21 protein-coding genes and 1 other RNA gene are annotated in these 22478 nt (G+C 60.4%); 11 read left to right on the top strand and 11 right to left on the bottom strand.

Features of this window, described 5'->3' with window-relative positions; all coding sequences use genetic code 11:
* The first annotated feature begins 75 nt into the window (after window positions 1-75).
* The 10 genes from G7Y51_RS00530 to G7Y51_RS00485 all read left to right on the top strand — a co-directional run bounded on the left by G7Y51_RS00530 (window position 76) and on the right by G7Y51_RS00485 (window position 9598).
* The gene (locus tag G7Y51_RS00530; RefSeq protein ID WP_165174475.1) at window positions 76-378 is read left to right on the top strand and encodes a DVU0150 family protein; all 303 of its coding nucleotides are present in this window, start codon (window positions 76-78) and stop codon (window positions 376-378) included.
* An 18-nt stretch (window positions 379-396) separates the two neighbouring features.
* Entirely contained in the window at window positions 397-1461 is a 1065-nt protein-coding gene (locus G7Y51_RS00525; protein ID WP_165174474.1) for a sulfite exporter TauE/SafE family protein, read from the top strand.
* 12 nt (window positions 1462-1473) lie between these two features.
* Window positions 1474-2067: a DUF4881 domain-containing protein gene (locus G7Y51_RS00520; RefSeq protein ID WP_165174473.1), complete on the top strand. Its 594-nt coding sequence runs from the start codon at window positions 1474-1476 to the stop codon at window positions 2065-2067.
* Window positions 2068-2315: 248 nt separating this feature from the next.
* Window positions 2316-2624 (top strand): hypothetical protein, encoded by a 309-nt coding sequence (locus G7Y51_RS00515; RefSeq protein ID WP_165174472.1) that lies wholly within the window; start codon window positions 2316-2318, stop codon window positions 2622-2624.
* Window positions 2625-2840: 216 nt separating this feature from the next.
* Window positions 2841-3704: a hypothetical protein gene (locus G7Y51_RS00510; protein WP_165174471.1), complete on the top strand. Its 864-nt coding sequence runs from the start codon at window positions 2841-2843 to the stop codon at window positions 3702-3704.
* 124 nt (window positions 3705-3828) lie between these two features.
* A complete protein-coding gene (locus tag G7Y51_RS00505; RefSeq protein WP_165174470.1) occupies window positions 3829-4341 on the top strand; it encodes a YchJ family protein in 513 nt (170 codons plus the stop codon).
* Between the two features lie 20 nt (window positions 4342-4361).
* The gene (locus G7Y51_RS00500) at window positions 4362-4700 is read left to right on the top strand and encodes a hypothetical protein (RefSeq protein ID WP_241160080.1); all 339 of its coding nucleotides are present in this window, start codon (window positions 4362-4364) and stop codon (window positions 4698-4700) included.
* Window positions 4701-4804: 104 nt separating this feature from the next.
* Window positions 4805-6145 carry a glucose-6-phosphate isomerase gene (locus G7Y51_RS00495; RefSeq protein ID WP_165067058.1) on the top strand — a complete coding sequence of 447 codons (1341 nt, stop codon included), beginning with the start codon at window positions 4805-4807 and terminating at the stop codon, window positions 6143-6145.
* 536 nt (window positions 6146-6681) lie between these two features.
* The gene (locus G7Y51_RS00490) at window positions 6682-8208 is read left to right on the top strand and encodes an ATP-binding protein (protein WP_241160079.1); all 1527 of its coding nucleotides are present in this window, start codon (window positions 6682-6684) and stop codon (window positions 8206-8208) included.
* 10 nt (window positions 8209-8218) lie between these two features.
* Entirely contained in the window at window positions 8219-9598 is a 1380-nt protein-coding gene (locus G7Y51_RS00485; RefSeq protein WP_165174468.1) for a sigma-54 dependent transcriptional regulator, read from the top strand.
* Between the two features lie 193 nt (window positions 9599-9791).
* On the opposite strand, the gene citF is transcribed toward G7Y51_RS00485, so the two are convergent.
* The 7 genes from citF to G7Y51_RS00450 form a co-directional block, all read right to left on the bottom strand.
* Window positions 9792-11351 (bottom strand): citrate lyase subunit alpha, encoded by a 1560-nt coding sequence (citF, locus tag G7Y51_RS00480; RefSeq protein WP_165174467.1) that lies wholly within the window; start codon window positions 11349-11351, stop codon window positions 9792-9794.
* Window positions 11352-11532: 181 nt separating this feature from the next.
* Window positions 11533-12225, bottom strand: coding sequence for an aldolase/citrate lyase family protein (locus G7Y51_RS00475; protein WP_165174466.1), 693 nt, complete (start codon window positions 12223-12225; stop codon window positions 11533-11535).
* 12 nt (window positions 12226-12237) lie between these two features.
* Entirely contained in the window at window positions 12238-12507 is a 270-nt protein-coding gene (gene citD, locus G7Y51_RS00470) for a citrate lyase acyl carrier protein (RefSeq protein WP_165174465.1), read from the bottom strand.
* Between the two features lie 375 nt (window positions 12508-12882).
* The gene (locus G7Y51_RS00465; protein WP_165174500.1) at window positions 12883-14175 is read right to left on the bottom strand and encodes a (Fe-S)-binding protein; all 1293 of its coding nucleotides are present in this window, start codon (window positions 14173-14175) and stop codon (window positions 12883-12885) included.
* A 99-nt stretch (window positions 14176-14274) separates the two neighbouring features.
* Window positions 14275-15666 carry an FAD-linked oxidase C-terminal domain-containing protein gene (locus G7Y51_RS00460; RefSeq protein WP_165174464.1) on the bottom strand — a complete coding sequence of 464 codons (1392 nt, stop codon included), beginning with the start codon at window positions 15664-15666 and terminating at the stop codon, window positions 14275-14277.
* A gap of 43 nt (window positions 15667-15709) precedes the next feature.
* Window positions 15710-16960 carry a malic enzyme-like NAD(P)-binding protein gene (locus G7Y51_RS00455; protein WP_346773687.1) on the bottom strand — a complete coding sequence of 417 codons (1251 nt, stop codon included), beginning with the start codon at window positions 16958-16960 and terminating at the stop codon, window positions 15710-15712.
* 142 nt (window positions 16961-17102) lie between these two features.
* Window positions 17103-17996 (bottom strand): CoA ester lyase, encoded by an 894-nt coding sequence (locus G7Y51_RS00450; protein ID WP_165174462.1) that lies wholly within the window; start codon window positions 17994-17996, stop codon window positions 17103-17105.
* Window positions 17997-18384: 388 nt separating this feature from the next.
* On the opposite strand from G7Y51_RS00450, the gene G7Y51_RS00445 reads away from it, so the two are divergent.
* Window positions 18385-19257 (top strand): FCD domain-containing protein, encoded by an 873-nt coding sequence (locus G7Y51_RS00445; RefSeq protein ID WP_165174461.1) that lies wholly within the window; start codon window positions 18385-18387, stop codon window positions 19255-19257.
* Between the two features lie 224 nt (window positions 19258-19481).
* On the opposite strand, the gene ffs is transcribed toward G7Y51_RS00445, so the two are convergent.
* The 4 genes from ffs to pal form a co-directional block, all read right to left on the bottom strand.
* Window positions 19482-19567: signal recognition particle sRNA small type (ffs, locus tag G7Y51_RS00440), an RNA gene on the bottom strand.
* Window positions 19568-19648: 81 nt separating this feature from the next.
* On the bottom strand, window positions 19649-20464 hold the full coding sequence (locus G7Y51_RS00435) for an amidohydrolase family protein (RefSeq protein ID WP_165174460.1): 816 nt from the start codon (window positions 20462-20464) through the stop codon (window positions 19649-19651).
* A 2-nt stretch (window positions 20465-20466) separates the two neighbouring features.
* Window positions 20467-21438, bottom strand: coding sequence for a D-2-hydroxyacid dehydrogenase (locus G7Y51_RS00430; RefSeq protein ID WP_165174459.1), 972 nt, complete (start codon window positions 21436-21438; stop codon window positions 20467-20469).
* 132 nt (window positions 21439-21570) lie between these two features.
* Complete coding sequence (gene pal / locus G7Y51_RS00425) at window positions 21571-22038, bottom strand: peptidoglycan-associated lipoprotein Pal (protein ID WP_165067098.1); 468 nt, start codon at window positions 22036-22038, stop codon at window positions 21571-21573.
* Between the last annotated feature and the right edge of the window lie 440 nt (window positions 22039-22478).

Genomic DNA, 22478 nt, shown 5'->3' with positions numbered 1-22478 from the left:
GTTTTGGAACGGGCGGTCGCAGACTTTGGCCAAGGCGTCGCCCCCTGGGGCAAACCCAACACAGTGGAGGATGTTATGAACAAAATGCGCAGGCTTTGGATCTGGCTTACGGGCTGCGCGCTGATGCTGCCCGTGCTTATGCCGTCATTGGCACTGGCGGCCAAGAAAAAGGCCGACGTGGTCATTGTGGCCGATACGCGCAAACTGGACGGCCTTTTGTACTGGTGGGCGGAAATGTATAATGAAAGCCATTTCTTCTTCGCCATTCTGACCATGATCATCATTCCGATCCTCGGCACGATCCTCGGTCTTTTGGCAGACGTCGTCATGCGCCATATCGGCATTGACCTCGAACATCGCGAACTGGCGGAAAAATAGCCCGGAAAGGAGGCAGATATGGATTGGCTGTATATTTTGATGCCCATTTCCGGCGTGAACATTTTCTGGCCCGGTTTGATCATTCTCGGGCTGGGCGTCGGGATCATTGGCGGTTTCTTCGGCCTGGGCGGGGCCTGGATGGTGACTCCGGGCCTGAATATCCTGGGCTTTCCCATGGCGTTCGCCATCGGCACGGACGTGGCCCAGATGGCCGGCAAATCCTTGATTTCCACCATGCGCCACGGCAAATTCGGCAACGTGGACTACGTCCTTGGCCTGACCATGCTGGTGGGCACGGTGATCGGCGTGGAAATCGGCGCGCAGATGGTCATGTGGCTGGAACGCATCGGGAGTGTGGACAAGGTCGTGCGCTGGCTCTATGTGGTGCTCCTGATTCTGCTGGCCTGGCTGGTCTTTCATGACGTGGCCCTGCGCCGCAAAAAGGAACGCGAGGCCAAGGCCCACAAGCAGGAACTTGACAAGACGGCCGTGGGCCTTGACTGGGCCTCCAAGCTGCAGTCCTTCAGGATTCCTCCCATGGTGCATTTCAAGCGCGCCGGCATCACCTGCTCGGCCTGGCTGCCGATCATCGTGAGTCTGTTCACGGGTTGGCTGGCGGGCATTCTGGGCATCGGCGGCGGCCTGATCCGCATGCCCGCCCTGGTCTATCTGGTGGGTTGCCCCACGCATCTGGCCGTGGGCACGGACCTTTTTGAAGTGGCCATTTCCGGTTTGTACGGCACAGCCTCGTATGCCTACAAGGGACGCGTGGAACTGCTCGCGGCCATCATCATGCTCTGCGGCGCGGCCATCGGCGCGCAGATCGGCGTTGTGGCCACCAAGTACGTCAAGGGCTACGGCATCCGCATCGTGTTCGGTCTGGCTGTGCTCGGCTGCCTGATGTCCGTGGTGCTCAAGCTTCTGCAGGCCGAATTCCCCTCCCTGGCCTGGCTGTTCGGCCCCATGGCCACGGTGGAAGTGCTGGGTTTTGTAAGCATCATCTCCATTTACATCGCGATTCGCATGGTGCAGGGCGCCAAGGCGGAACTGGCCGCCAAGAAGCAACAGGCCGTCGGCAACTAAAGGAGACAAGCCATGAAAATACGTATTCTGCTGTCGCTGGCGCTGGCCCTCTCCTTTGCGCTGCTCACAGCCTGTGATTTTGACGGAGGCGTGGAGCAGGGCCGGTGCGTGGCCTTTGACCCGACCGCCAGGACCCTGACCATTGTGGTGGACGTCAACCACGATCAGTTTAATCCCCATTACAGCGGCGGCGTGCATACCTTCAAACTGCCCCCGGAAGCCAGGGACATGGGTCCGCTTCCCGATGTGGGCGGCCGCCTGATGATTAACCTCGCCAAGTCCGAAGTGCTCATCTATGATCCCTCCGCCAAGAGCGTGGAGGTGGTGCCTGTGGAGTTCACGGACGTGGAAAAGAACATCAAGAAGAATCATCCCAAGGTTGCGGGCAAGACCTTCCCGGTCATCGACAGGGAACAGAGCACCGTAACCGTGTATTCCACGCGCCTGAACGCGCTGGTGACCTTCAGGGTGCCGGCCGATCTGCTTGATCTGCCTCCGTATAGCTGGACGGCGGGCAATGAGATGCGCATCGCGTACAGGAATGAGGACAAGAGCCAGGCTATGAGAATCATGAACGTCACCAAGACGGATATCTTCAAGAAGTAAAACGCGAGCTGCCGGAGCGGGGCCATCCCGCTCCGGCAAATTCTCCAAAAGCTTGCCTTTGAAACGGGTCGCTTTTTTCAAAGGCTCAGGCCGCCGAAAAGCAGGTTTTTCGGCCGCATCCATGCCGTTCCTGAGCGGATGGCGGCCCGTCAGCCTGCAAGGTTTACGGGCGTCGACAGCAGCGCTGCGGCGTGTGCGGCATGAGAGCATTTCAACAGTACAATGCCCTCGCAGACCGGAGAAATCTCATGAACAGCTACAAACAATCTCTGTACAGCGCCCTGATCCGCGTCATGGCCAACCTGCTGATGGTGGGAGCGGTTTTTCTGGCCATGTATCAGGCCGCGCGCGGCGCTTCTTCGGAAATAACCTTTTGCCTCTGGTTTTTCGGCATAACCGTGCCGCTCTGGGCATCTGCCTTTTATTTGAATCGGGTGATCAAAAGGCGTTTTCCGGCCGAGCAGGAAAGCCTCATCGACCTGCCCCGTCAGGGGCGCTGTCTGGTGCGCTGGCGCGTGCTTGAATCATCGGGCCGTCCGGGCCTTCTCAGCCGTTGAAACCAATGTCTGAGACATGCGCCGTATTTTTTTCGCGTGCCTCAGGCGACATCCGTACAGGGTCGGGTACAGCCCGGGCAGGGGCCCGGCCGGGGATGCGCAGGCTTTGCAACCGGCTTGCGGGCGGCAGGGTTCTTGCAGCCGTATGGCGGCGGCAGCGGGCATGGCGCGGGCTTTGGGCTTGTTCTTCTGCCGCGCCGGGGCTAAGGTGAACCCATGAACCCTCATCCCGACCAAAAGTTCTGGCAAACCTTGCGCAAGACCCGTTCACAGCAGCGCAGCATTGGCTGGATCAGCGCGGTTCTGCTGGCAGTGGCCCTGGTGGGCCTGATCGACGGCTTGCTGGCGCACATGCGCAGGGGTTCGGATCTTCTGGAGCTGCTGCCCGGCGACGCTCTGGTGCTTTCCGGGCCGCTCCCGCTCAAAAATCCCGTGACAAATGACTTGCAGGCCCGGTTCCTGCCTGAGGATGCGCCGCTGCACTTCCGATTGGACGAATTTTTCGCAGGCTACTGGTTCGGCAACGGAATGTGGCGCGGCACGGTTACGGCGGAACCGCTTGCGGAGCAGGGCAGTTATGCCCTGCGGGTTTGGTTCCGGGGGACGGCCTCAAGCAGCGCGCAGACGTTCAAGGTGCGCGTGTGGGAGGATGCCTCGGCCCGGCGCGCGGGTTCGGCCTCTTTCATCTACCGCCTCACAGGCTGGAATCCCTTTGTGCTGGCCGCCGGTTGCGGCATGATCGCCTTGCTCTGCGGCGGTTGCGTGTATGTGCTGGGGCGGCGTTCTGCCCGCCTGGCAGCTACTTTGGGCTGCGGCGAAGTCTTCCGTCTGCGCCTGGAAGACGGCGGCTGCCGTCTCTGGTGCCTGCTGCACGGCCTGAAAGCGCCTGCTGCGGGGCAGACCTGCACAGTGCTTGACGTCCAGGGGAACGCACTGGGCGAGGCCACGGTTGATGTGCAGCGCAAGGGCGTGCTGGAATTGCTGATGCGCGACCCTGAAGCTGTTCTGCCCGGCAGTCTGGTCCGCTTGCGCCCGCCTTCTTTTCCCGGAGCGGAAAAAGCCCCGGATGCCAACGTCTGAAGCCTCCCGGCAGCCAGGGCCAGCCTTGCGCCGTGCCTGCCTCGGCCTTGCCGCCCGGCAGGGCATAGGCTATAGTGGTTGTAGTGCGGGAGTTCACCCGGCGCATATAACCAAGGCGGCTTTCATGTCCCCTACCTGTCCCTGCGGCAGCAACCGCCCTCTGGCGGAATGTTGCGGCCCGTATCTTGACGGCACGGCCTGGCCCGTCGAGGCCGAGGTTTTGATGCGTTCCCGCTATGCGGCGTATGCGCTCGGCCGTTATGACTGGCTGGTCCAAAGCACGCATCCTGATTTTCGTGAAGGCATTACGGCTGAAAAAATTGCGGAGCAAAGCAAGGGCGTGCGCTGGCTGCGTCTGGACGTGGGCAAGAGCCTCAAGGACGCGCCCGTGGGCGTCAATGGCGAGCTTTATGATCTTGTGGAATTTCATGCTTTTTACGAATTGGACGGCATCCCCCGCCAACTGGGCGAAAGAAGTTTTTTCAGCCGCAAGGATGGCAAACTCTATTATGTGGATGGGGTGGCGTTGCGCCCTGAGGGCTACCGGCGCCCCGCCCCCAAGGTGGGCCGCAATGATCCTTGCCCTTGCGGCAGCGGCAAAAAATACAAAAAATGTTGCGCCGCGGCGGCTGGGTAAGCATGGCCAGGAGCGGCGTCGTGGCGGCTATCCGGCAATTTTGCCTGGAGTGCCAGGGGGCATCGCCCAAGGCGGTGCGCTCCTGTTCCGACGTTGACTGCCCCCTGAATGCGTGGCGCATGGCAGCTGTTCCCGGCGGAGATTGCCCGGCCCCGCCCGATGCGGCCGAACGCGCGGCCTTGCGGGCCGTCCGCAGGCAGTGCATGGGCTGCGCGGGCAGCCGGAGCGAAGTGCGCGCCTGTGCGGCGCGCGAGGACTGCTCGCTCTGGCGTTGCCGTTTCGGGGTGCGGCCGCAAACCTATAAAGCCGTGCGCCGGCGTTTTTTCGCTCCCCGGCCTTTGCGGCTTTGGCAGCAATGACTGGCAACAGGGTGCAATCCGGATTCACGCGGTATTGCGCCGCCGCCCCTACGGGCATTGGGAGCATTTCATTTTTTGAAATGTTCAAAACGCGGGAGGTACGCATGTCTCACCTGCTTGAATGGTCCAGGGCCTATGGCCATCGTCTGCCCAAAGAAGCCGCCGCGGCCTGCGCCGCCCGGCACGAGGAACTGGGGCGCCGCCTGGCGCAGGAAACCGCCGCCGGAGAACTGCCTTTTCTGACCATGCCGTACCGCGCCAAGCTGGAAGTGGAAATGGCCCCCCTGATTCCGCGCATCAAGGCCTATAAACATATGCTGGTGCTCGGCATCGGCGGTTCGGCCCTGGGCGCGCGCGCCATGCAGCGGGCTTTTGCGCCGGGTCAGGACGGGCCCGGACATACCGGACCCTGGCTCTGGATCGCGGACAATGTCTGCGCCGAAACCTTTGAAGCCTGGCTCTCCAGGCTCAGGCCCGCCGACACCGTGGTGGTTTGCATCAGTAAATCCGGCGGTACCATTGAGACCATTGCCCAGTATTTTCTGGTGCGTGATTGGCTCAAGGCCGCGCTGGGCGCGCGCTGGCAGGAACAGATGATTGTGGTCACCGACGAAAGCAAGGGCTATTTGCGCCAAGAGGCGCAGCGATACGGCCTTACGGCTCTGGAAGTCCCCGATTATCTGGGCGGCCGTTACTCCGCGCTTTCGGCAGTGGGTTTGTTGCCCGCGGCCTTTCTGGGCATTGACTGGCAGGCTCTGCTGGATGGCGCGGCAGACGTGGCGCGGCCTTTGGCAAAAAATCCGGCGGCCCTGGGCCAACACCCTTCCTTTTCCCTGGCTTGCTGGGCCAAGGCCCTGGAAGATCACGACTACAGCCAGTTGATCTTTTTCTGCTACATCCCGCAGTGGGCCACCTTTGGCCCCTGGTTCGCCCAGCTCTGGGCCGAAAGTCTGGGCAAGGAGGGCAAAGGCAGCATGCCCGTGCCCGCCACGGGGGTGACGGATCAGCACTCCATTAATCAGATGTTCCTGGACGGCCCGCGCAACAAGGGCTGCATTTTCCTGACCAGCGGCAACCAGCCCCAGGGCCGCAATTTCGGCATGGACGTGCCCGAACAATGGGCCTGGCTGCGCGCCAAGCCTTTTGGAAGCCTGCTGGAAGCCGAGGCCCTGGGCACGCGCATGGCGCTGGGCAAAAGCGGCGTGCCTCTTGTGCACATTGAAATGAGCGATACCGGCCCCAGGGCGGCGGGCTCCCTGATGATGCTTCTGGAAGCGGCCACGCTTTTCACCGGATGGCTGATGGGGATCAACCCCCTGGATCAGCCCGCCGTGGAATTGGGCAAGCGTCTGGCCAACGCCCGCCTCGGCGCGGGCGGTTATCCGCAGGAAGAGGCGGATTTGGCGGCCTATTTGTCGGCTCCGCAACAGACGCAGGTTTTTTAACGTCGTTGTAACAAGCAAGGCCGCGGCTCCCCGCAGATCTGTCCGGGCCCTTGGCGCTGTGCCCGAGGGCCCTTACCGCGCTGCCTTTTGGCCCGCCTGCTGCGTGCGACAGCCTTTGCCCGAAGAACGTGCGCCAGGCGCAGGCGAGTCTTTGAGCTGTACGGCTCGCACGTTCGCCTGCGCTGGCGCTCCCGCCTCGCAAGGGCTGAAGCCGGATTCCATCTGTTGTTCGGTCGAGTGCCGGATCTCTGCCGTCTTCAGCCCTGGAGCATTTTGCTTTTGAAATTATTCAATTTCAAAAGCGGCGTTGCCATCATTTCCCCGCAAGCGGGACAAGCGCCTGAAAAGCGTGGTTTTCAGGCTCATTCGGCGCGGGCGTCCGCTCCCGCGACCACCAGAGCGTTTAGCTAATTTCATTAGCAAAACGCTCTAAAGCGGCCGCGCCGCCGCGAAACCCTCTGGGGTTCGCGCCTCTGATGTTTTGCATCAGGCATTAACCGGGCATTTCAAAACGGAATGCCCTGAGGACCGTTTGCATGAATGAGTCGCATTCCGCTTCCGGGCCGGCTTCGGGATCCTCTGCCGGTTCCGGGCTGCCGGGGGCTGAGGAAACCTCCAGACAGGCTCCCGCGGCTGACACGGATTTGCCCCTGAGCTATGCGCGCACCTTGTCCTGGCTGTCTCTGGTGCTCATTTTGCTGACCAGCCTTGCGCTGTCCTTTTTCATTTCCAATTCGGCGCGCCAAACCCTGTTGACCCGTCAGGAGGATTTTGCGCGCCTGCTGGTGGAGAATCTCAACAGTCAGATCTTCCGCCGTTTCGCTCTGCCCACTATTCTGGCCAGCGGGCGCATTGCCCTGCGTCAGCCCACGCAGTACGAACACCTGGATCGGGTCGTGCAATCCGTGATTCATGGGCTGCCGGTGGAACGGCTGCGGATCTATGATTTTTCGCGTCTGGTGGCTTATTCCACCAGAAAGGAAGACGTGGGCCGGGCCGGTCTCTCCCCGCCCAATCTGGACGAGGTGCTGCACGGCGCGGCTCCCAAATCCGAAATTATTTCCAGCATTCCGGCCTGGCAAGCCCCTTTCCGGGTGCCCTTGCACGAGGGCACCTTTGTGCTGCGCGTGCTCTATCCTCTGCGCGGCGAGCCCCTGCGGCCCGGGCAGGAAGCGCCGGTCATGGGCGCGCTGGAGCTGACCCAGGACATCACCGGCGACTACGAGCAGGTGCTGGCTTTTCAGGGCATCATCGTGGTCATGTGCCTCTTGTCTTCGGTGATTCTCTTCGGGCTGCTGCTGATGCTCATTCACCGCGCCGAGCGCGTGCTGGCCGAGCGCATGCACAAAAACCGCCTCTTGGAAAACGAGCTGCACAGCAATGAAAAACTGGCCGGCATGGGCCGGGTGATCGCCAGCATTGCGCATGAAATCCGCAATCCTCTGGGTATTATCCGCTCCAGCGCCGAGTTGCTGCAACGGCGCACAGACAAGGCCGACGCGGGCACGGCGCGTATTTTGGGCGCCATTTATGATGAATCCGTGCGCCTTTCCCAGACGGTCAATGATTTTCTGGATTATGCCCGGCCGCGCCGACCCAGGCAGGATCTGGCGGACGTGAATCTGGTGCTTGATCAGGTGCTGGCTTTTCTGGAAGGGGAAATGGGCCGCCACGGCATTGCCGTGGAGCGGGAGACTGAAGCCGGGCTTTTTGTGCGCGGGGACAAGGATTTGCTGTATCGGGCTTTTTACAATATTTTTGTTAACGGCCAGCAGGCCATGGACGGGCCGGGCATTGTGCGGATTCGCGGCGATCTTGAGCGCGAGAACGGGCAAGGCCGCGTGCGTCTTGAATTTCTGGATTCCGGGCCGGGCTTTGATCCGGGCACGCTGCCCAATCTGCTGGATCCCTTTTTTACCACCAAGGACGGGGGCACAGGCCTGGGCCTGCCCATTGTCCAGTCGATTATCGTCAGCCACGGCGGCGTGATCGAACTTGAGAACGGCCCTGAGGGCGGGGCGCTGGTGCGCGTGCTGCTGCCCGCGGCCGATCCCCCCGCATAAGGAAGGCACGATGAGTGAAAAATCCCATATTCTGGTTATTGACGACGAAAAAAATTACCTGCTGGTCCTGCAAACCCTGCTGGAAGACGAGGGCTACACGGTCACGGCCATCAGCGATCCTGAAACCGCGCTGGCTTTTCTGAACGAAAGCGAAGTGGACGTGGTGGTGACGGACATGAAAATGCCCAAGGTCACGGGCCGTGAGGTTCTGGAGCGGGTCAAGAAAAACTGGCCGCATATCCCCGTGCTGATCATGACGGCTTTCGGCTCCATCGAAAGCGCGGTGGAAGTGATGAAGTACGGGGCCTTTGATTATATTACCAAGCCCTTTTCCAATGACGAGCTCCTGCTTTCCATTCATAATGCGGCCGAGCTCTCGCGCACCCATCGCCAGTATCGGCTCTTGCAGGAAGCCATGGCCGAGCGCTATGGCGTGCACAAGATTGTGGGCCGCAGCCGGGGCATCCGCGATGTGCTGGTGATGGTCGATCGTGCCGCGCCGAGCCGCTCCACCGTGTTGATCACCGGCGAGTCAGGCACCGGCAAGGAGCTGGTGGCCCGGGCCATTCATTACACCAGCCCGCGCAAGGACAAGCCCTTTATTTCCGTGAATTGCATGGCCCTGAATCCCGGCGTGCTGGAAAGCGAGCTTTTCGGGCATGAAAAAGGCTCCTTCACCGGCGCGGTGGCCATGCGCAGGGGGCGTTTCGAGCAGGCGGACGGGGGCACGCTCTTTTTGGATGAGATCGCGGAACTGACGCCTGATCTTCAGGTCAAACTGCTGCGCGTTTTACAGGAGCGCAGGTTCGAGCGCGTGGGCGGCGGCGAGGAAATTGAGGTGGATATTCGCGTCGTGGCCGCCACCAACAAGGATCTGACCGCCCTGGTGGAAAAGGGGACCTTTCGCGATGATTTGTATTACCGGCTGAACGTGGTGCAGATTCCTCTGCCGCCTCTGCGCGAGCGGCGCGAGGACATCCCCCTGCTGGTGGCGCATTTTGTGGAAAAGGTCACGGCGGACAACAATATGCCGCCCAAGACCTTCAGCACCGAGGCCCTCAATTACCTCACAGGCTACGAGTGGCCCGGCAATATCCGGCAGTTGGAAAACGTGGTGGAAAGCTGCCTGGTGCTGGTTCCGGGACCCGTCATAGAGGTGGACAATCTGCCCCCGGAAATCCGCGATGAGGAATCGCAGTTCAAAAGCGCCGTGGATCTGCTGCCCGTGCAACTGGATCTGGCGGACACGCTGGAAAAGATCGAGGCCGCATTGATCCGCCGGGCCTTGGTGCGCGCCGATCTGATACAAGTCAAGGCAGCGGAATATCTGGGAATTTCCAAGAGCTTGCTGCAGTATAAGCTGAAGAAATACGCCATCACGGGCCATTAGAGCATATTGTTTTTGAAACGCTCGCTCCGGCGCTTAACGGCGCAAGTAAATTGCGCCTGCGCTTGTCTCTGCTGTCGTCATCCGTAAGGCGGCCGCTTTTCAATAAAAAAACAGGACGCGCGAAGCATTTCGCGCGTCCTGTCGCAGCAAGCCGTTGCAAGGGTTCCACGTCCCCGGCGGCTTGAATCCCGGCTTATTTGGGCTGCCGGACCACATCAATGACGGTGCCGTCGCGGTATTCCACCACGGCCACCACCTTATCCGTAAATGCAATGGGGTCCGGCTTTCCGGCCAGTCTTTCGCCGATATCCTTGAGTTTATGGATGTCCATGATCGGCAGCGCGGAGTCTTTCAGTTTTTCCAGCAGATCGGTGCGCCGCGGGTTGACGGCAATGCCCCTGTCCGTCACCAGCACATCAATTGTTTCGCCCGGCGAAGTCACGGTGGTGACCTTGTCGCGCAGCACGCAGAGGCGGCCCTTGAGCAGATTGGTGACCACAATGGAGATTTTACTCCCGGCGGCCGTGTCGTTATGCCCGCCGGAAGCGCCCATGATCGTGCCGTCCGAGCCGGTGACCACATTGACGTTAAAGTCCGTATCTATTTCCGTGGCGCCCAGGATCATGATGTCCAGGTTGTTGACCACCGGTCCGCAGTTGTGCGGGTTGCCGTACAAGGAGCCGCTCATGGCCATGTGTTTGGGATTGCTCCCGGCCGAGGCCACGGATACCAGATCAAAATCCTGCACGTCGAAAAGCGCGCGGAAAAGGCCTTCATTGAGCATTTCCACAAAATAGGCGGTAATGCCGCCCGCGCCGAAAGAACCGACAACATTTTTGGCGAGCATGCGCTTTTTGATCTCGGCGGCCACGGCCAGGGAGGTGCCGCCCGCGCCGGTCTGGCAGGACATGCCTTCCTTGATGTAGCCGGTCTCGTCGAGCAGCTCGGCAGCCGCGGCCGCGATTTTCAGGCCGATGGGATCCGAAGTGACCCTGGTGGTGCCGGACACAATGCCGTTGGGATCGCCGATGGAATCCACAACCACGACATAATCCACGAAATCCTGGCTGATTTCAATGGGGCAGGCCGGATAATCCACAAGATTGTCCGTGACGGCCACCACCTGATCCGCATACTGAGCATCAGGATAGATATAGGAGAGCACGCCGCAGGCCGACTTGCCCTGCGTGCCGTTGAGGTTGCCGTAAACATCGCAGCAGGGCGCGGCAATGAAAGCCACGTCCACATGCAGATCTCCGGCCTCCACGGCTCTGGGGCGGCCGCCGTGGCTGCGGAACACCGCCGGTTTGGCCAGAAGGCCCCTGGTGATGGCCTTGGCCACCGGGCCGGGCGAGATGTAGTTGACGGAAATGCCGGTGATCACGCCGGATTTGATGTATTCCACCAGGGGCTCATGGCAGGCGAAAATGCCGGTGGCAGCCACATGAATGTCTTTAATCCCCCTGTCGGCAATGGCTTTCATGACCATATTGGTGACATAGTCGCCGTTGCGCAGATGATGGTGAAAAGACACGGTCATGCCGTCGCGCAGGCCCACCTTGTCCAGCACTTCCTCAATGGAGCCGAGCAGCTTTTGATCGCCGGCCTCAAGCTTGTTGCCGGGTTTAACGGTGCGGCGTTTGACAATGGTTCTCGATCTGTCGTCAAGGCTGGCGTATGCGCCGATAAACGGCTTCACCTGCCCGTACCCTTCAATATAGTCGGGGATATCACGGCCCAGAATATTTTTCATGCTGCTTTCCCTTCTTCAGTTATCGAGAGCAGATTACCTTTGAGATGAGATACTTTCAAAGTATGGAAGATGCCTGCTCCCACATGCAGATTTGCGGCGGGCATGGCTTCGCCCTGCCAGAGCGTTGAGCTGATTTCATGAGCAAAACGCTCTCCTGTCTGAGAGGATCGTGCGGCTGCGGTCAGGCGAAAATTTCATTGATAATCGGAACCTGATTGCCGCTCACAGCCACTTTGCCGCTGAAGCCGAGAGATCTGGCTCTGGCCGCGTCCGCTGCAAGGCCGTCCGCATCCTTGGCCTGGAGAAAGGCCCCGTCAATGGCCGGAATGCCGGCCACGCGGCAGGCAACGGCCAGCCTGCTGCGGGCATAAAGCACTTGTTCGCTCTCGCCGGTGTCGGGCACTCCCATATCTTTCAGAAAACCCTTGGCGTTGAAAACAGCGGCTATGATTCTGGGGCAGCTTGCCAGCAACTCGGCGGTGTTTGCAATGGCCAGGGCGCTTTCCGCCACGGGAATCAGCTTGATCGAGCCCGCAGCAAAGCCGTTTTCCGCTTCCAGTGCGGCAATGGCCGTATCGGCCTTGCGCACGCAAGCCGCATCGGCCTGGGGAAGAATAAAAGCCTGCGGTCTGCCTTTGCCCGCCACCGCGATATCCTCGGCGCCGCACTCGCTCATGGGATTTATCCGCACGAAAACCTTGGCCTGCCCGAATTCAAAAAAGGCCAGAGCCTCTTGCAGCAGCAGGCGAGCCGCGTCTTTATTGGCCGCGTCCACCGCGTCATGCAGATCATAGGCCAGCGCGTCCGCGCCGTAGAGCGTGGAGTTGAGCAGGGCTTTGGGGTCGTTGCCGTTAATGAACAGTACGCTTCTCATGGTGACGCTCCCTTACACAGCCCGCTGGATGGCCGCGCGGACTCTGGCTTTGATGGTGCAATCAAGCGCGCCGCCGTCTTTGGCGCTGATCAGGGCATGCTGCACGCCGCTTTTGGCGGCAGTTTCGGCAATCAACTCTTTAATCTGGCGTCCGAACTGTTTGAGGATAACCGGCTTTCCGGTCAGTTCCACCTGAATGCCCGTTTCCTGGGCGGGTGTCACAGTCACAAGAATATCGCCGCTTTCAGCCGCTCCGGCTTCGCCGATTTTGCTGAGGTGCATGGTGCTGGTCTCCTTGTGGTTTTGGCATTTTCAACCTGGGAAAAGGCAATAAACAGGCCCTGGGGCAGGCCGGTCTGATTGCGCGCCGTCCCTGATGCTTTTTCCGGCAAAAGGACGTTGGTCGCGCTTTTCAGCCCCCTGGAGCACTTCAATTTTGAAATGCTCCCATGCCGCACAGTGTACGGTATGAGAGCATTTTCAAGGGCAAAATGCTCTACTTTGCGGCCACAGGTTTTGCAAAAAATAAGCGACTGTTCCGCAATGGGCAGGGCCTCAACGGTCCTGCCCATTTGCTTCGCATTGATTCACATCCCGCCGGCCGGCGGCGTTTTTTGCCGCGGGTCGCATGCCGGATGCCGTGCGGCCCGCGTTTGCTCAGTGCAGGGAATCCGCGTAGATCTCAATGGTGTGCTTGACTTTGATCGGGTCATGATTGCGGGCCAGCATGTCGGATATCTGCATCATGCAGGCCGGGCAGCCCATGGCCACGACCTCGGCGCCGCTGGCCACGATATTGTCGCGCTTGCGCTGGCCGATCTTGGCGGAAAGCTCCGGCTGGGTGAGGGTGAAGGTGCCGCCGCAGCCGCAGCAGTGATCCGCTTCCTTCAGGGGCACATATTCATAGTCTTTGTTCATCTTGATGAGATCCTTGGGTTGTTTGCTGACCCGCAGAGATTTCATCAGATGGCAGGATTCATGATATGTGACCTTGGTCCGGCCTTTGCCCGCGCCCTCGGGCGGCGTCACTTTGAGCACATCCACCACAAAGGCGTTGATATCCATGGCTTTTTCGCCCAGTTGACGGGCAAATTCCTTGTCCTGGGCCGAAAGATCGTCGGCGTTCTGCCAGTGTTCCTTGATGGTGGCCGTGCAGGACGAGCAGGGCGTGACAATATAGTCGAAATTGCCCTTTTTGAACACGTCCAGATTGTATTTCGCCATCTTGGAAAAACTCTGCTTGTCGCCGGAAACCAGCGCGGGAATGCCGCAACAGGCAAGGTTGTCGGGCAAAAAGACGCCTACGCCGTGATGCTCGAAGACCTTCAGACAGGCCATGCTCATGTCCACATAGATCTTGTCGCCCATGCAGCCGGGGAAGAAGGCCACCCTGAGCCCGCTTTTGCCGGCCGGGGTATCGCGCTTGCCCACTTTGGCGGCCAGGGTCTGCTTAGCCAGCATGGGGATATGCCGCTCGCCGATAAAAGCCTTGAACATTGGCACGCAGGCCGTGTTCTGGGGCGAGTTGTCCTTTCTGATGAACAGGCCCTGGAAGGGCGAGCTCAATTTCAAGAGGGTGCTGAAAAGTTTCGGATTGGGAAGCAACGTGCGGAAGATGGCCTTCTTGATGGGCGAAAGCCCCAGATAGCCGACCACAATGGCGCGCGCTTCAAGGAAAATGTCCATAGTGGGCGCGCCTGCCGGGCAGCTGAAATTGCAGCCGCCGCAAAGGAGACAGCGGGAAAGCCGCTCGTGAACCGCTTCAGGATCCTGGAGGACAAGGTGGGCCAGGTTTTCCACAAGGGCGATTTTGCCTCGGGTCACGTCGCCTTCCTGGCCGGTTTCGTCAAAAACCGGGCAGAAGGCCTGGCAAAAGCCGCATTTCATGCAGGAGACCAACTTGTCGTCCAGAGCCATCAACGAATTGGCAAGCCTGGTAAGATCGTTCATGCTCCAGCCCCTGTGCCGGACGGAAAGCTGTTTGCCGTCGTCCATCCGGCTGCTTGAGATTGATGGTTCCGGGGCGGCGATGCCGCCCCGGCGGATTTTCTACCCACGGGCGCCGACGATTTTTTCCGGATTGAACAGGCCCTTGGGGTCAAATGCGTTGCGCAGGCGGCGCGAGAACATGATGGAGCCTCTCGACGTCTCTTTCTCAAGCCACTGCTTCTTGGCAAGGCCGATGCCGTGCTCGCCGGAAAGCGTGCCCTTGAGCTCAAGGCCGAGGTTGAAGAGGTCGTCCACGGCCAGTTCCACGCGCGCCCATTCCTGCTTGTCGCGCTTGTCGCAGAGGATGCCGGGGTGCAGGTTGCCGTCGCCGGCGTGGCCAAAGGTGGCAATGGTCACGTTGCGATCCTTGGCGATCTTTTCCAGACCCGCGATCATGGCCGGAATCTGGGAGCGCGGCACGGTGACGTCTTCCATCATGAACGTGGGACGGGCGCGGGCGAGAGCCGGAATGGCCACGCGGCGGGCTTCCCAGATATTCTTTTTCTGCTCGGCGTCCTTGGCCACCACCACTTCCGTGGAGCCGCAGTCCTTGAGCACCTTTTCCACGATGGCGGCTTCGTCCTGGACCTGGGCGGGATGGCCGTCCACTTCCACAAGCAGCATGGCGCCGGCGTCGCGGGGCAGGCCGATCTTCACATAATCTTCCACATAGTTGATGGTGGCGTGATCCAGAAATTCCAGGGTACAGGGCACCACATGCGCGGAGATGATCGCGGCCACGGCCCTGGAGGCGGACTGCATGTCCGAGAACAGGGCCATCATGGCTTTGGAGGCCTTGGGCGGGGGCACAAGTTTCAGGGTGACCTGGCTGGTGACGGCCAGGGTGCCTTCGCTGCCCACCAGAAGGGGAGCAATGGCGTACCCCGTGGCGCATTTCACGCAACGCGAGCCGCAACGCACCAGATCGCCGGTGTTGGCATAGACTTCCATGCCCATGACGTAGTCTTTGGTGGTGCCGTATTTCAGACCGCGCAGGCCGCCGGAGTTCTCGGCCACGTTGCCGCCGATGGTGGATACGGACATGGAGCCCGGATCCGGGGGATAGAAGACGCCCAGGGAAGCGATTTTGGCCGCCATAGGAGCGGTGATCACGCCGGGTTCCACAATGGCGTAGAGGTCTTCGGTATTGATTTCAAGGATGCGGTTCAGCGCGGTGGTCAGAATGACGATGGTGTCGCTGCTGTCCGGAATGGTGCCGCCGGAAAGGTTGGTGCCCGCGCCGCGCACGGTCATGGGCAGGCCTTCCTTGTAGCAGAGCTCGATGATCGGGCCCAGCTGCTCGGTGCTGGTGGGTCGCACGACGCCGCCGGGAATGCAGGGAGCCCACACGCACGAGTCATAGGCGTAGTTCTGGCGGTCAGCTTCGCTGGTAAAGACGTTTTCCTTACCGACAATAGCCTCAAATTCCTTGGCAAGGGAATCACTCAACATGTCTTTTCCCCAACAGGGTTAGAGGATTTTGCGAGCGACATGCTCAGGCGCGCACTTGCTTGGCCAGGCGCTGCCGTAGATTTTCCGCCACCACGGCGGGATCGATGTTCACGCGGGCAATGCCGCTGTCCATAGCCGCTTTCGCCGTTGCCGCCGCAACCATAGGCGCCACGTCGGGGTTCAGGGTGGAAGGAATAATCAGGGTCGGGCTCAGTTCTGCGGCCGGAACCAGTTCCGCGATGGCCCGGGCCGCGGCAATCTTCATGGCGTCGTTGATGTCCGTGGCGCGCACGTCGATGGCGCCCCGGAAAATGCCCGGAAAGGCGAGAACATTGTTGATCTGGTTGGGGCAGTCCGAGCGCCCCGTGGCCACAACCCTGGCCCCGGCGTCATGGGCGCGCTGCAAGGGCCAGATTTCCGGAATGGGATTGGCCTGGGCAAAGACAATGGGATCTTTGGCCATGCTTTTGATCATGGCTTCGTCCAGAGAATTGGGAGCCGACACGCCGATGAAGACATCCGCGCCCTTGATGGCCTCGGCCAGACCGCCCTTGACCTTGTCCGGATTGGTGTGCTTTGCGATCTCGACCTTATAGGGATTCATGCCCTCGGCGCGTCCGTCCCAGATGGCGCCCCTGGAGTCGCACATGATCACGTTCTTGAGGCCCACGGCCATCAGCAGCTTGATGATCGCAATGCCGGCCGCGCCCGCGCCGCTGGTGACAACCTTGATGTCTTCCAGCTTTTTGCCCACCACTTTCAGGGCATTGATCAGACCGGCCAGGGTGACCACCGCCGTGCCGTGCTGATCGTCATGGAAGATGGGGCCCTTGAAGACGCCGTTTTTCTTCAGGCTGTCTTCAATCACAAAACATTCGGGCGCCTTGATGTCCTCAAGGTTCACCCCGCCGAAGGTGGGGGCGAGAAGCTCGACGAGCTCCACGATTTTGGCGGTGTCCCTGGTGTTCACGCACAGGGGGAAGGCATCCACGTCGCCGAAGGTCTTGAACAGCAGGGATTTGCCTTCCATAACCGGCATGGCCGCGGCCGGGCCGATGTTTCCGAGGCCCAGCACGGCCGTGCCGTCGGAGACCACGCAGACAAAGTTGGAGTGGTTGGTGTACACGTCCACATCGGACGGATTTTTGTTGATTTCCATGCAGGGCTCGGCCACGCCCGGGGAATAGGCGAGGGTCAGATCATCGGCATCCCGCACAGGCACCTTAACCCGGATTTCAATTTTCCCCTGGTTGTCCTTGTGCATGGCCAGGGCTTCTTCGCGCAGATTTTTGATACGTGACATGGAGTCTCTCCTTCATCTGTAGAATCCAGGTGGCGGAGCCGGAAAAGCCGCACTGAGCCCTATGCCGTCGGCGGCCTCGGCTGAATACGCGGTTTCCGGGCGGTCGCGCCCGGAAACCGTGGAGGCGGCGCGCTTATCTGTTGTTCTTGGCGTCGATTTCAGCCTGAGCGGCCAGAATGTCGCGGGCGTTGTCATATACCGGGGTGTCAACCATCTTGCCCAGGTAGGACACGGCGGCTTTGCCCTTGGCCAGGCCCTCTTCCTCGAAGACCTTCACCACGCCACGGGCCCATTCCACGTCGGCCGGATCCGGCGCATACAGACGGTTGGAAGGCTCCACCTGGCTGGGATGGATGATCATGCGGCCGCCGTAGCCCATCTGCAGACCGTCGCGCACGTTCCGTTCAAAAGCTTCGGTGTCCTGGAAGGAGACAAAGGGGGCGTCAATGGCCACGAGGCCGGAGGCGCGGCAGGCGATGGCGACCTTGGCGCGGCCCCAGAGCTGCTCCACGGCTTCGTTGGTGATTTTGACGTGCATGTCGCGGCAGTAGTCCACGGCGCCGAAGATGGCGTTGACGTTGCGCGGGCTGGCCATGCAGCACTCATAGGCGTTCATGATGCCCTTGGCGGTTTCCAGCAGCATGGAGATTTTCACCGTGCCGACTTCCATGCCGCGGCGGCGTTCCAGCTCTTCCAGCTTCCAGGCCAGGCGTTTCACGTCGTCGGGATGACCGGTTTTGGCCAGGGTGACGCCGTTGAGGCCGGGCTGCACCACGGCTTCCAGGTCGTCGTTGGTCATCTCGGTTTCCCAGTTGTTGATACGCACATACATTTCAGCGCCGCTCACGCTGGCCTTGGCGATCTTGTTCATGTTCTCGACGATCATCTTGCGCGCGTTTTCCTTCTCGGACGGGGGAACGGCGTCTTCCAGGTCCAGCGTGATGATGTCGGCCGGGATGGAGGGGGCTTTTTCGATGAACTTGGGGTTGTTGCCGGGGACATAGAAGACGGAGCGCATGACAGCCATTTGAAAACTCCTCTGTGTAAAAGTCGTACAAAATTGCCTTGACCATTTCACCAGACGAAAATAATTCCGGCGCGTCCCTCCTCCTCGGGAGTGTCCGCGGGAGCAAGGCCGGCGCGATCCGGACCCGCGCGCGACGTTCATGCTGCTCGCGCTGTGCGCGAGCGATCTTCCGGTCGGCGGGACTTTGTGAGCTTTCCTTATGAATAGGAGATTGCTATTGACAAGTCAACATGTCATACCAAAAAAGTGCAAGGAATTTCGGCAGCCACCGAAATTCGTCCGGGGTAATGTGCGCATTGAGTTTACAATTGCCGGACAGTGCGGCAGAGTAACTCAAGGCATGCAGCGTCACTTTCAGTGGACTTTTTTACCCGTGCCAGTGATTATTATGAGAAGCAAACTTACAGACATACTGGGAACCAGAAGGCGCAACATCCAGCGGCCGCGCGTGCATACCGAGGTGTTGACCTGTCTTTTGGAGGACATTCAGTCCGGCATTTACCAGGAAGGGCAGAAATTGCCTTCCGAGCGGGAACTCATGGAAGAGTTCGGCGTGGGCAGGCCGGCAGTGCGGGAGGCCTTGTCCGCCTTGGGTCGGATGGGGCTTGTCGAATTGTCGCCGGGCATGCGCGCCCGGGTCTGCAAGCTGACCCTCAGGCCGCTGCTGGAGGAAATGCGCGCCACGCTGCAAATTTATTCCAGTTCGCCGGACGGCTGGCGGCAGTTGCATGATCTGCGCCTTTTTTTTGAAACCTCGGTAGCCAGGCAGCTGGCGCACAGCATCACGGACGCGCAACTGGGCCAGTTGGAAGAAGTTCTGGAAAGCCAGCGGCATTTTCTGGAGCATTCCGAAATCCGCTCCTTTGCCGAGGCGGATATCGCATTTCACCGGCTGCTGGTGGAATTTCTGGGCAATCCTTTTCTCGGCCTGCTGGCCGAAGGCTTTGCGGGCTGGCTGATCACGCCCCTCTATGCTTCCATGCAGGTACGCCGCCAGAGCGAGCGATCCTGCACGGCGCATCAGGCTGTTTTTGAGGCCTTGACCCGGCGCGATCCCGACGGCGCCGAGCAAGCCATGCGCCTGCACCTGGAAGAAATGCGCGCCATCTATCAGGTGGATCCGATGGTCGAAACGCAGTGGGACAACGCGCTTTTCGCCCATGCCCCGAAAAACGGCGCAGACCTCGCTTTTCCTGCAATGAAAAGCAGCCGCGGCGCGGCAGCAGCAACAGCCATTACGCCGGAGAAAATTTCCGGCTGAGGCCGGACGTGGCCGCGCTAGAGCAGATTACCTTTGACTTTTTATGAAAGTCAAAGGTGGCATTCAGGCGAAAAACGCGGTTTTCGCCTGAATGTACGCCTCGTTGCGGCGGCTGCCGCTTTCGCGTCAGCAGAGCATTTTCAAAGAGAAAACGCTCTAAAGCCTTCTCTCGTGGCGCGGCCCTGAACGGCAAAAGCCGCAACGGAGAAATCTCGTTGCGGCTTTTGTGGGCCGGACACCCGGCAACCTCTGTTGCCGCTGCTTCCTTTCGGACCTGACGGGGTTGGCAGTGCTGCCGCCGTCCGGCCTGGCAAAAGCTTTACCCGCAAAACGGGCTGTCTGTCAATGCGCGTGTGCGGGAAGCGAAGAAGCACGTCCTCTGAATATGCCGTTATCCCAATCCCTTCTCCTGCAAGGCGAACAACTCCGTGGCATTGCTCATCACGGCTTCCAGCTCGTCCTCGCTCAGGCCCGCCATGCGTTGCAGCCGCTCCAGCTCTTCCTCCGGGTCATAGAGCGGCCAGTCCGTGCCGAACAGCAGGCGCTCTCTCGGAAAGACGGCGAACAGGGTTTTGAGCAGTTCGGGCGTGACAAAAGGGGTGCTGCTTGAGGTATCGAACCAGAGATTGTCGCGCTGCCTGCCGCCCAGGGCTTTGAGCGCGTGCTCCCACATGCGGTAGCCGCCCAGATGCGCGGCAATGATCCTGAGCCGGGGAAAGGTATCCAGAATGTGGGCCAGCTTATAGGGGCAGGAGGGATTATTCTCCGGGCGCGTGGCGTCCCCGATGTGGATTTCAAAAATAAAATCCTCCTGCGCGGCCTCAAAGATGGGCAACAGCCGCTCGTCGTTGAGCCAGAAGCCCTGAAAATCCGGATGCAGCTTGATCCCCCGCAGGCCCGCGGCCTTGATCCGCGCCAGTTCGGCCTGCCAGCTTGCATAGCCGGGGTGCAGCGTCCCGAAGCCGATGACTTCAGGGTGGCTGTTCTGCAGGCTCACGGCGTAATTGTTGGCCGGGATCACCTGGGCCGGAGCCGTGGCCGCGCAGAGCACCACGCATTTGTCCAGACCCGCGTGTTTTTCCCGCGCCAGCAGGTGATCGATGGTGCCGTCGCCGGCGCAGGCCACATTATAAAAGCTGTTGAGATGATCCACAGCCTTATGGGCGATTTTGGGGTGAAAGGCGTGGGTATGGATGTCGATGAACATGGCTATGCCTTGCAGACTCCATTGACCACGTTGATCGGAGCGCCTTGCTGCCAGCGGCGGATGTTTTCGGCCATAAGATCAATGATGTTCTGCCGGGCTTTGGTGGTGGCCCAGGCCATGTGCGGCGTTATCAGGGTGTTGGGCGCGCTGAGCAAGGGGTTGTCCGGCGCGGGCGGCTCCACGGAGAGCACATCCGTGCCCAGGCCGCGGAGGCGGCCGCTTTTCAGAGCTTCAGCCGCGGCGGCTTCATCCACCAGCGGGCCGCGCGCCGTGTTCAGCAAAATGACGCCGTGGCGCATTTTCGCCAGGCTTTGCGCGTTGATCAGCCCGCGCGTTTCGGGCGTGAGCGGACAGTGCAGGGAAATGACATCCGAGCAGGCCAGCACCTGCTCCAGCCCGGCAAAGGCAAAGGGCGTGTAGGCTGGCGGATTTTTGGGCGTGCGGCACTGCGCCAGCACGCTCATGCCGAAAGCGTGCGCCAGCTCGCCCACCCGGCGGCCGATGGAACCAAAACCGATCACGCCCATGGTCAGACCCTGCAGGCACAGCGGGGTGCGTTTCCAGTAGCACCATTGCCCGGACTTTTCCCAATCGCCGTTCCTGACGCTGCGGGTGTGCAGACTGGTGTGCCGGCAAAGCTCCAGCAAGAGGGCCAGGGCATGCTGGGCCACATCGTCCACGCCGTAGGCGACCACGTTGCAGACCGGGATCTTCCGCTCGGCCAGGCCCTCTATGTCCACAGTATTGTAGCCTGTGGCCAGCACGCCCACCAGACGCACGCCGTCAAGCTTGTCCAGATCCTGGCGGCGCAGTGCGGTTTTGTTGACCAGCAGCACGTCCACGCCGCGCGCCCGTTCGGCCAGTTCTTCCCCGGAGGTTTCGTTGTACACGGTCAGTGCTCCGAGAGCCTTGAGGGGAGCCCAGTCCACATCACCGGGGTTCAGCACGGCTCCGTCCAGAACGGCTATTTTCATGACAACATCCTTGGTTATGAGAGCAGTGTAACGTGAAGCCGGGCCGGCCCGCAAGCGTGGCAGAGCGGGCTAAGGGCACAAGAAAAGGCCGCCCCGAACGGGACGGCCTCACAATGCCTGCGGGGCGAAAGCCTAGTGGGCGATCACGCGGAAGTCGTCGCGGCGGTTCTTGGCCCAGGCAGCCTCGTTATTGCCCTGCACGGCCGGATTTTCCTTGCCGTAGCTGAGCATTTCAAGCTGGTTGGGGTTCACGCCCAGCATGACCATGTATTCGTAGGCGGCGCGGGCGCGGCGTTCGCCGAGGGCCAGGTTGTATTCCTGGGTGCCGCGTTCGTCGCAGTTGCCTTCAATGCGCACGCGGATGCTGGGGTACTGCTTCATCAAGTCGGCTTTGGCCTTCAACATTTCCTTGTACTGGGGATCAATGTTGAACTTGTCAAAAGCGAAATAGACGCGGGCGTCGGTAATCTGCTGGATGGCGGCGCGCATTTCGGGCGTAAGGCCATCGTCATAGCCGGGTTCGGCGGTGGTCTTCTTGGCGCAGCCGAAACCGGCGGCCAGGGCCAGAACTAAGGCGAGAAGAAGAGCATAACGTTTCATGGTGTCCTCCTGACAGCTCGTACTCCAAAAAAATACCTTTCCTTTCTGCACAACGCGGGACCTCATTGGCCTCGCAGAAGAGATGGTATCTGCCCCTCTATTTTTGTCAAGGCATGAAAGGCGTATTCCGCACACTTTCGTAAAATTTTTTTTACCCGGCCCTGCGGGAGGGAGGAAAAAGAGCTTCAGGCGGCTTTCTCAGGCAAAATCCCTCGCAACGCCGGATGGCGCGGTGCATGGCAACAGCCTCTTCCAGGACCGGGCCACGGCAGCGATTTGCGCAGAAAAAAGCCTCCCGGATGCGAAAACCGCACTCCGGGAGGCCAATGCGTTGCCTGCCTTGTCTGCCTGTTAGAGCAATTTCACTTTGAAATTGCTCTGGCGGCCGCGGGAGCGGACGCCCGCGCCGAATGAGCGTCCAGACCGCGTTCTGGACGCGA

It is taken from the genome of Desulfovibrio sp. ZJ369 (genome assembly GCF_011039085.1).
GTDB lineage: Bacteria > Desulfobacterota > Desulfovibrionia > Desulfovibrionales > Desulfovibrionaceae > Desulfovibrio.
This window is presented reverse-complemented; position numbering and strand designations above follow the sequence as displayed.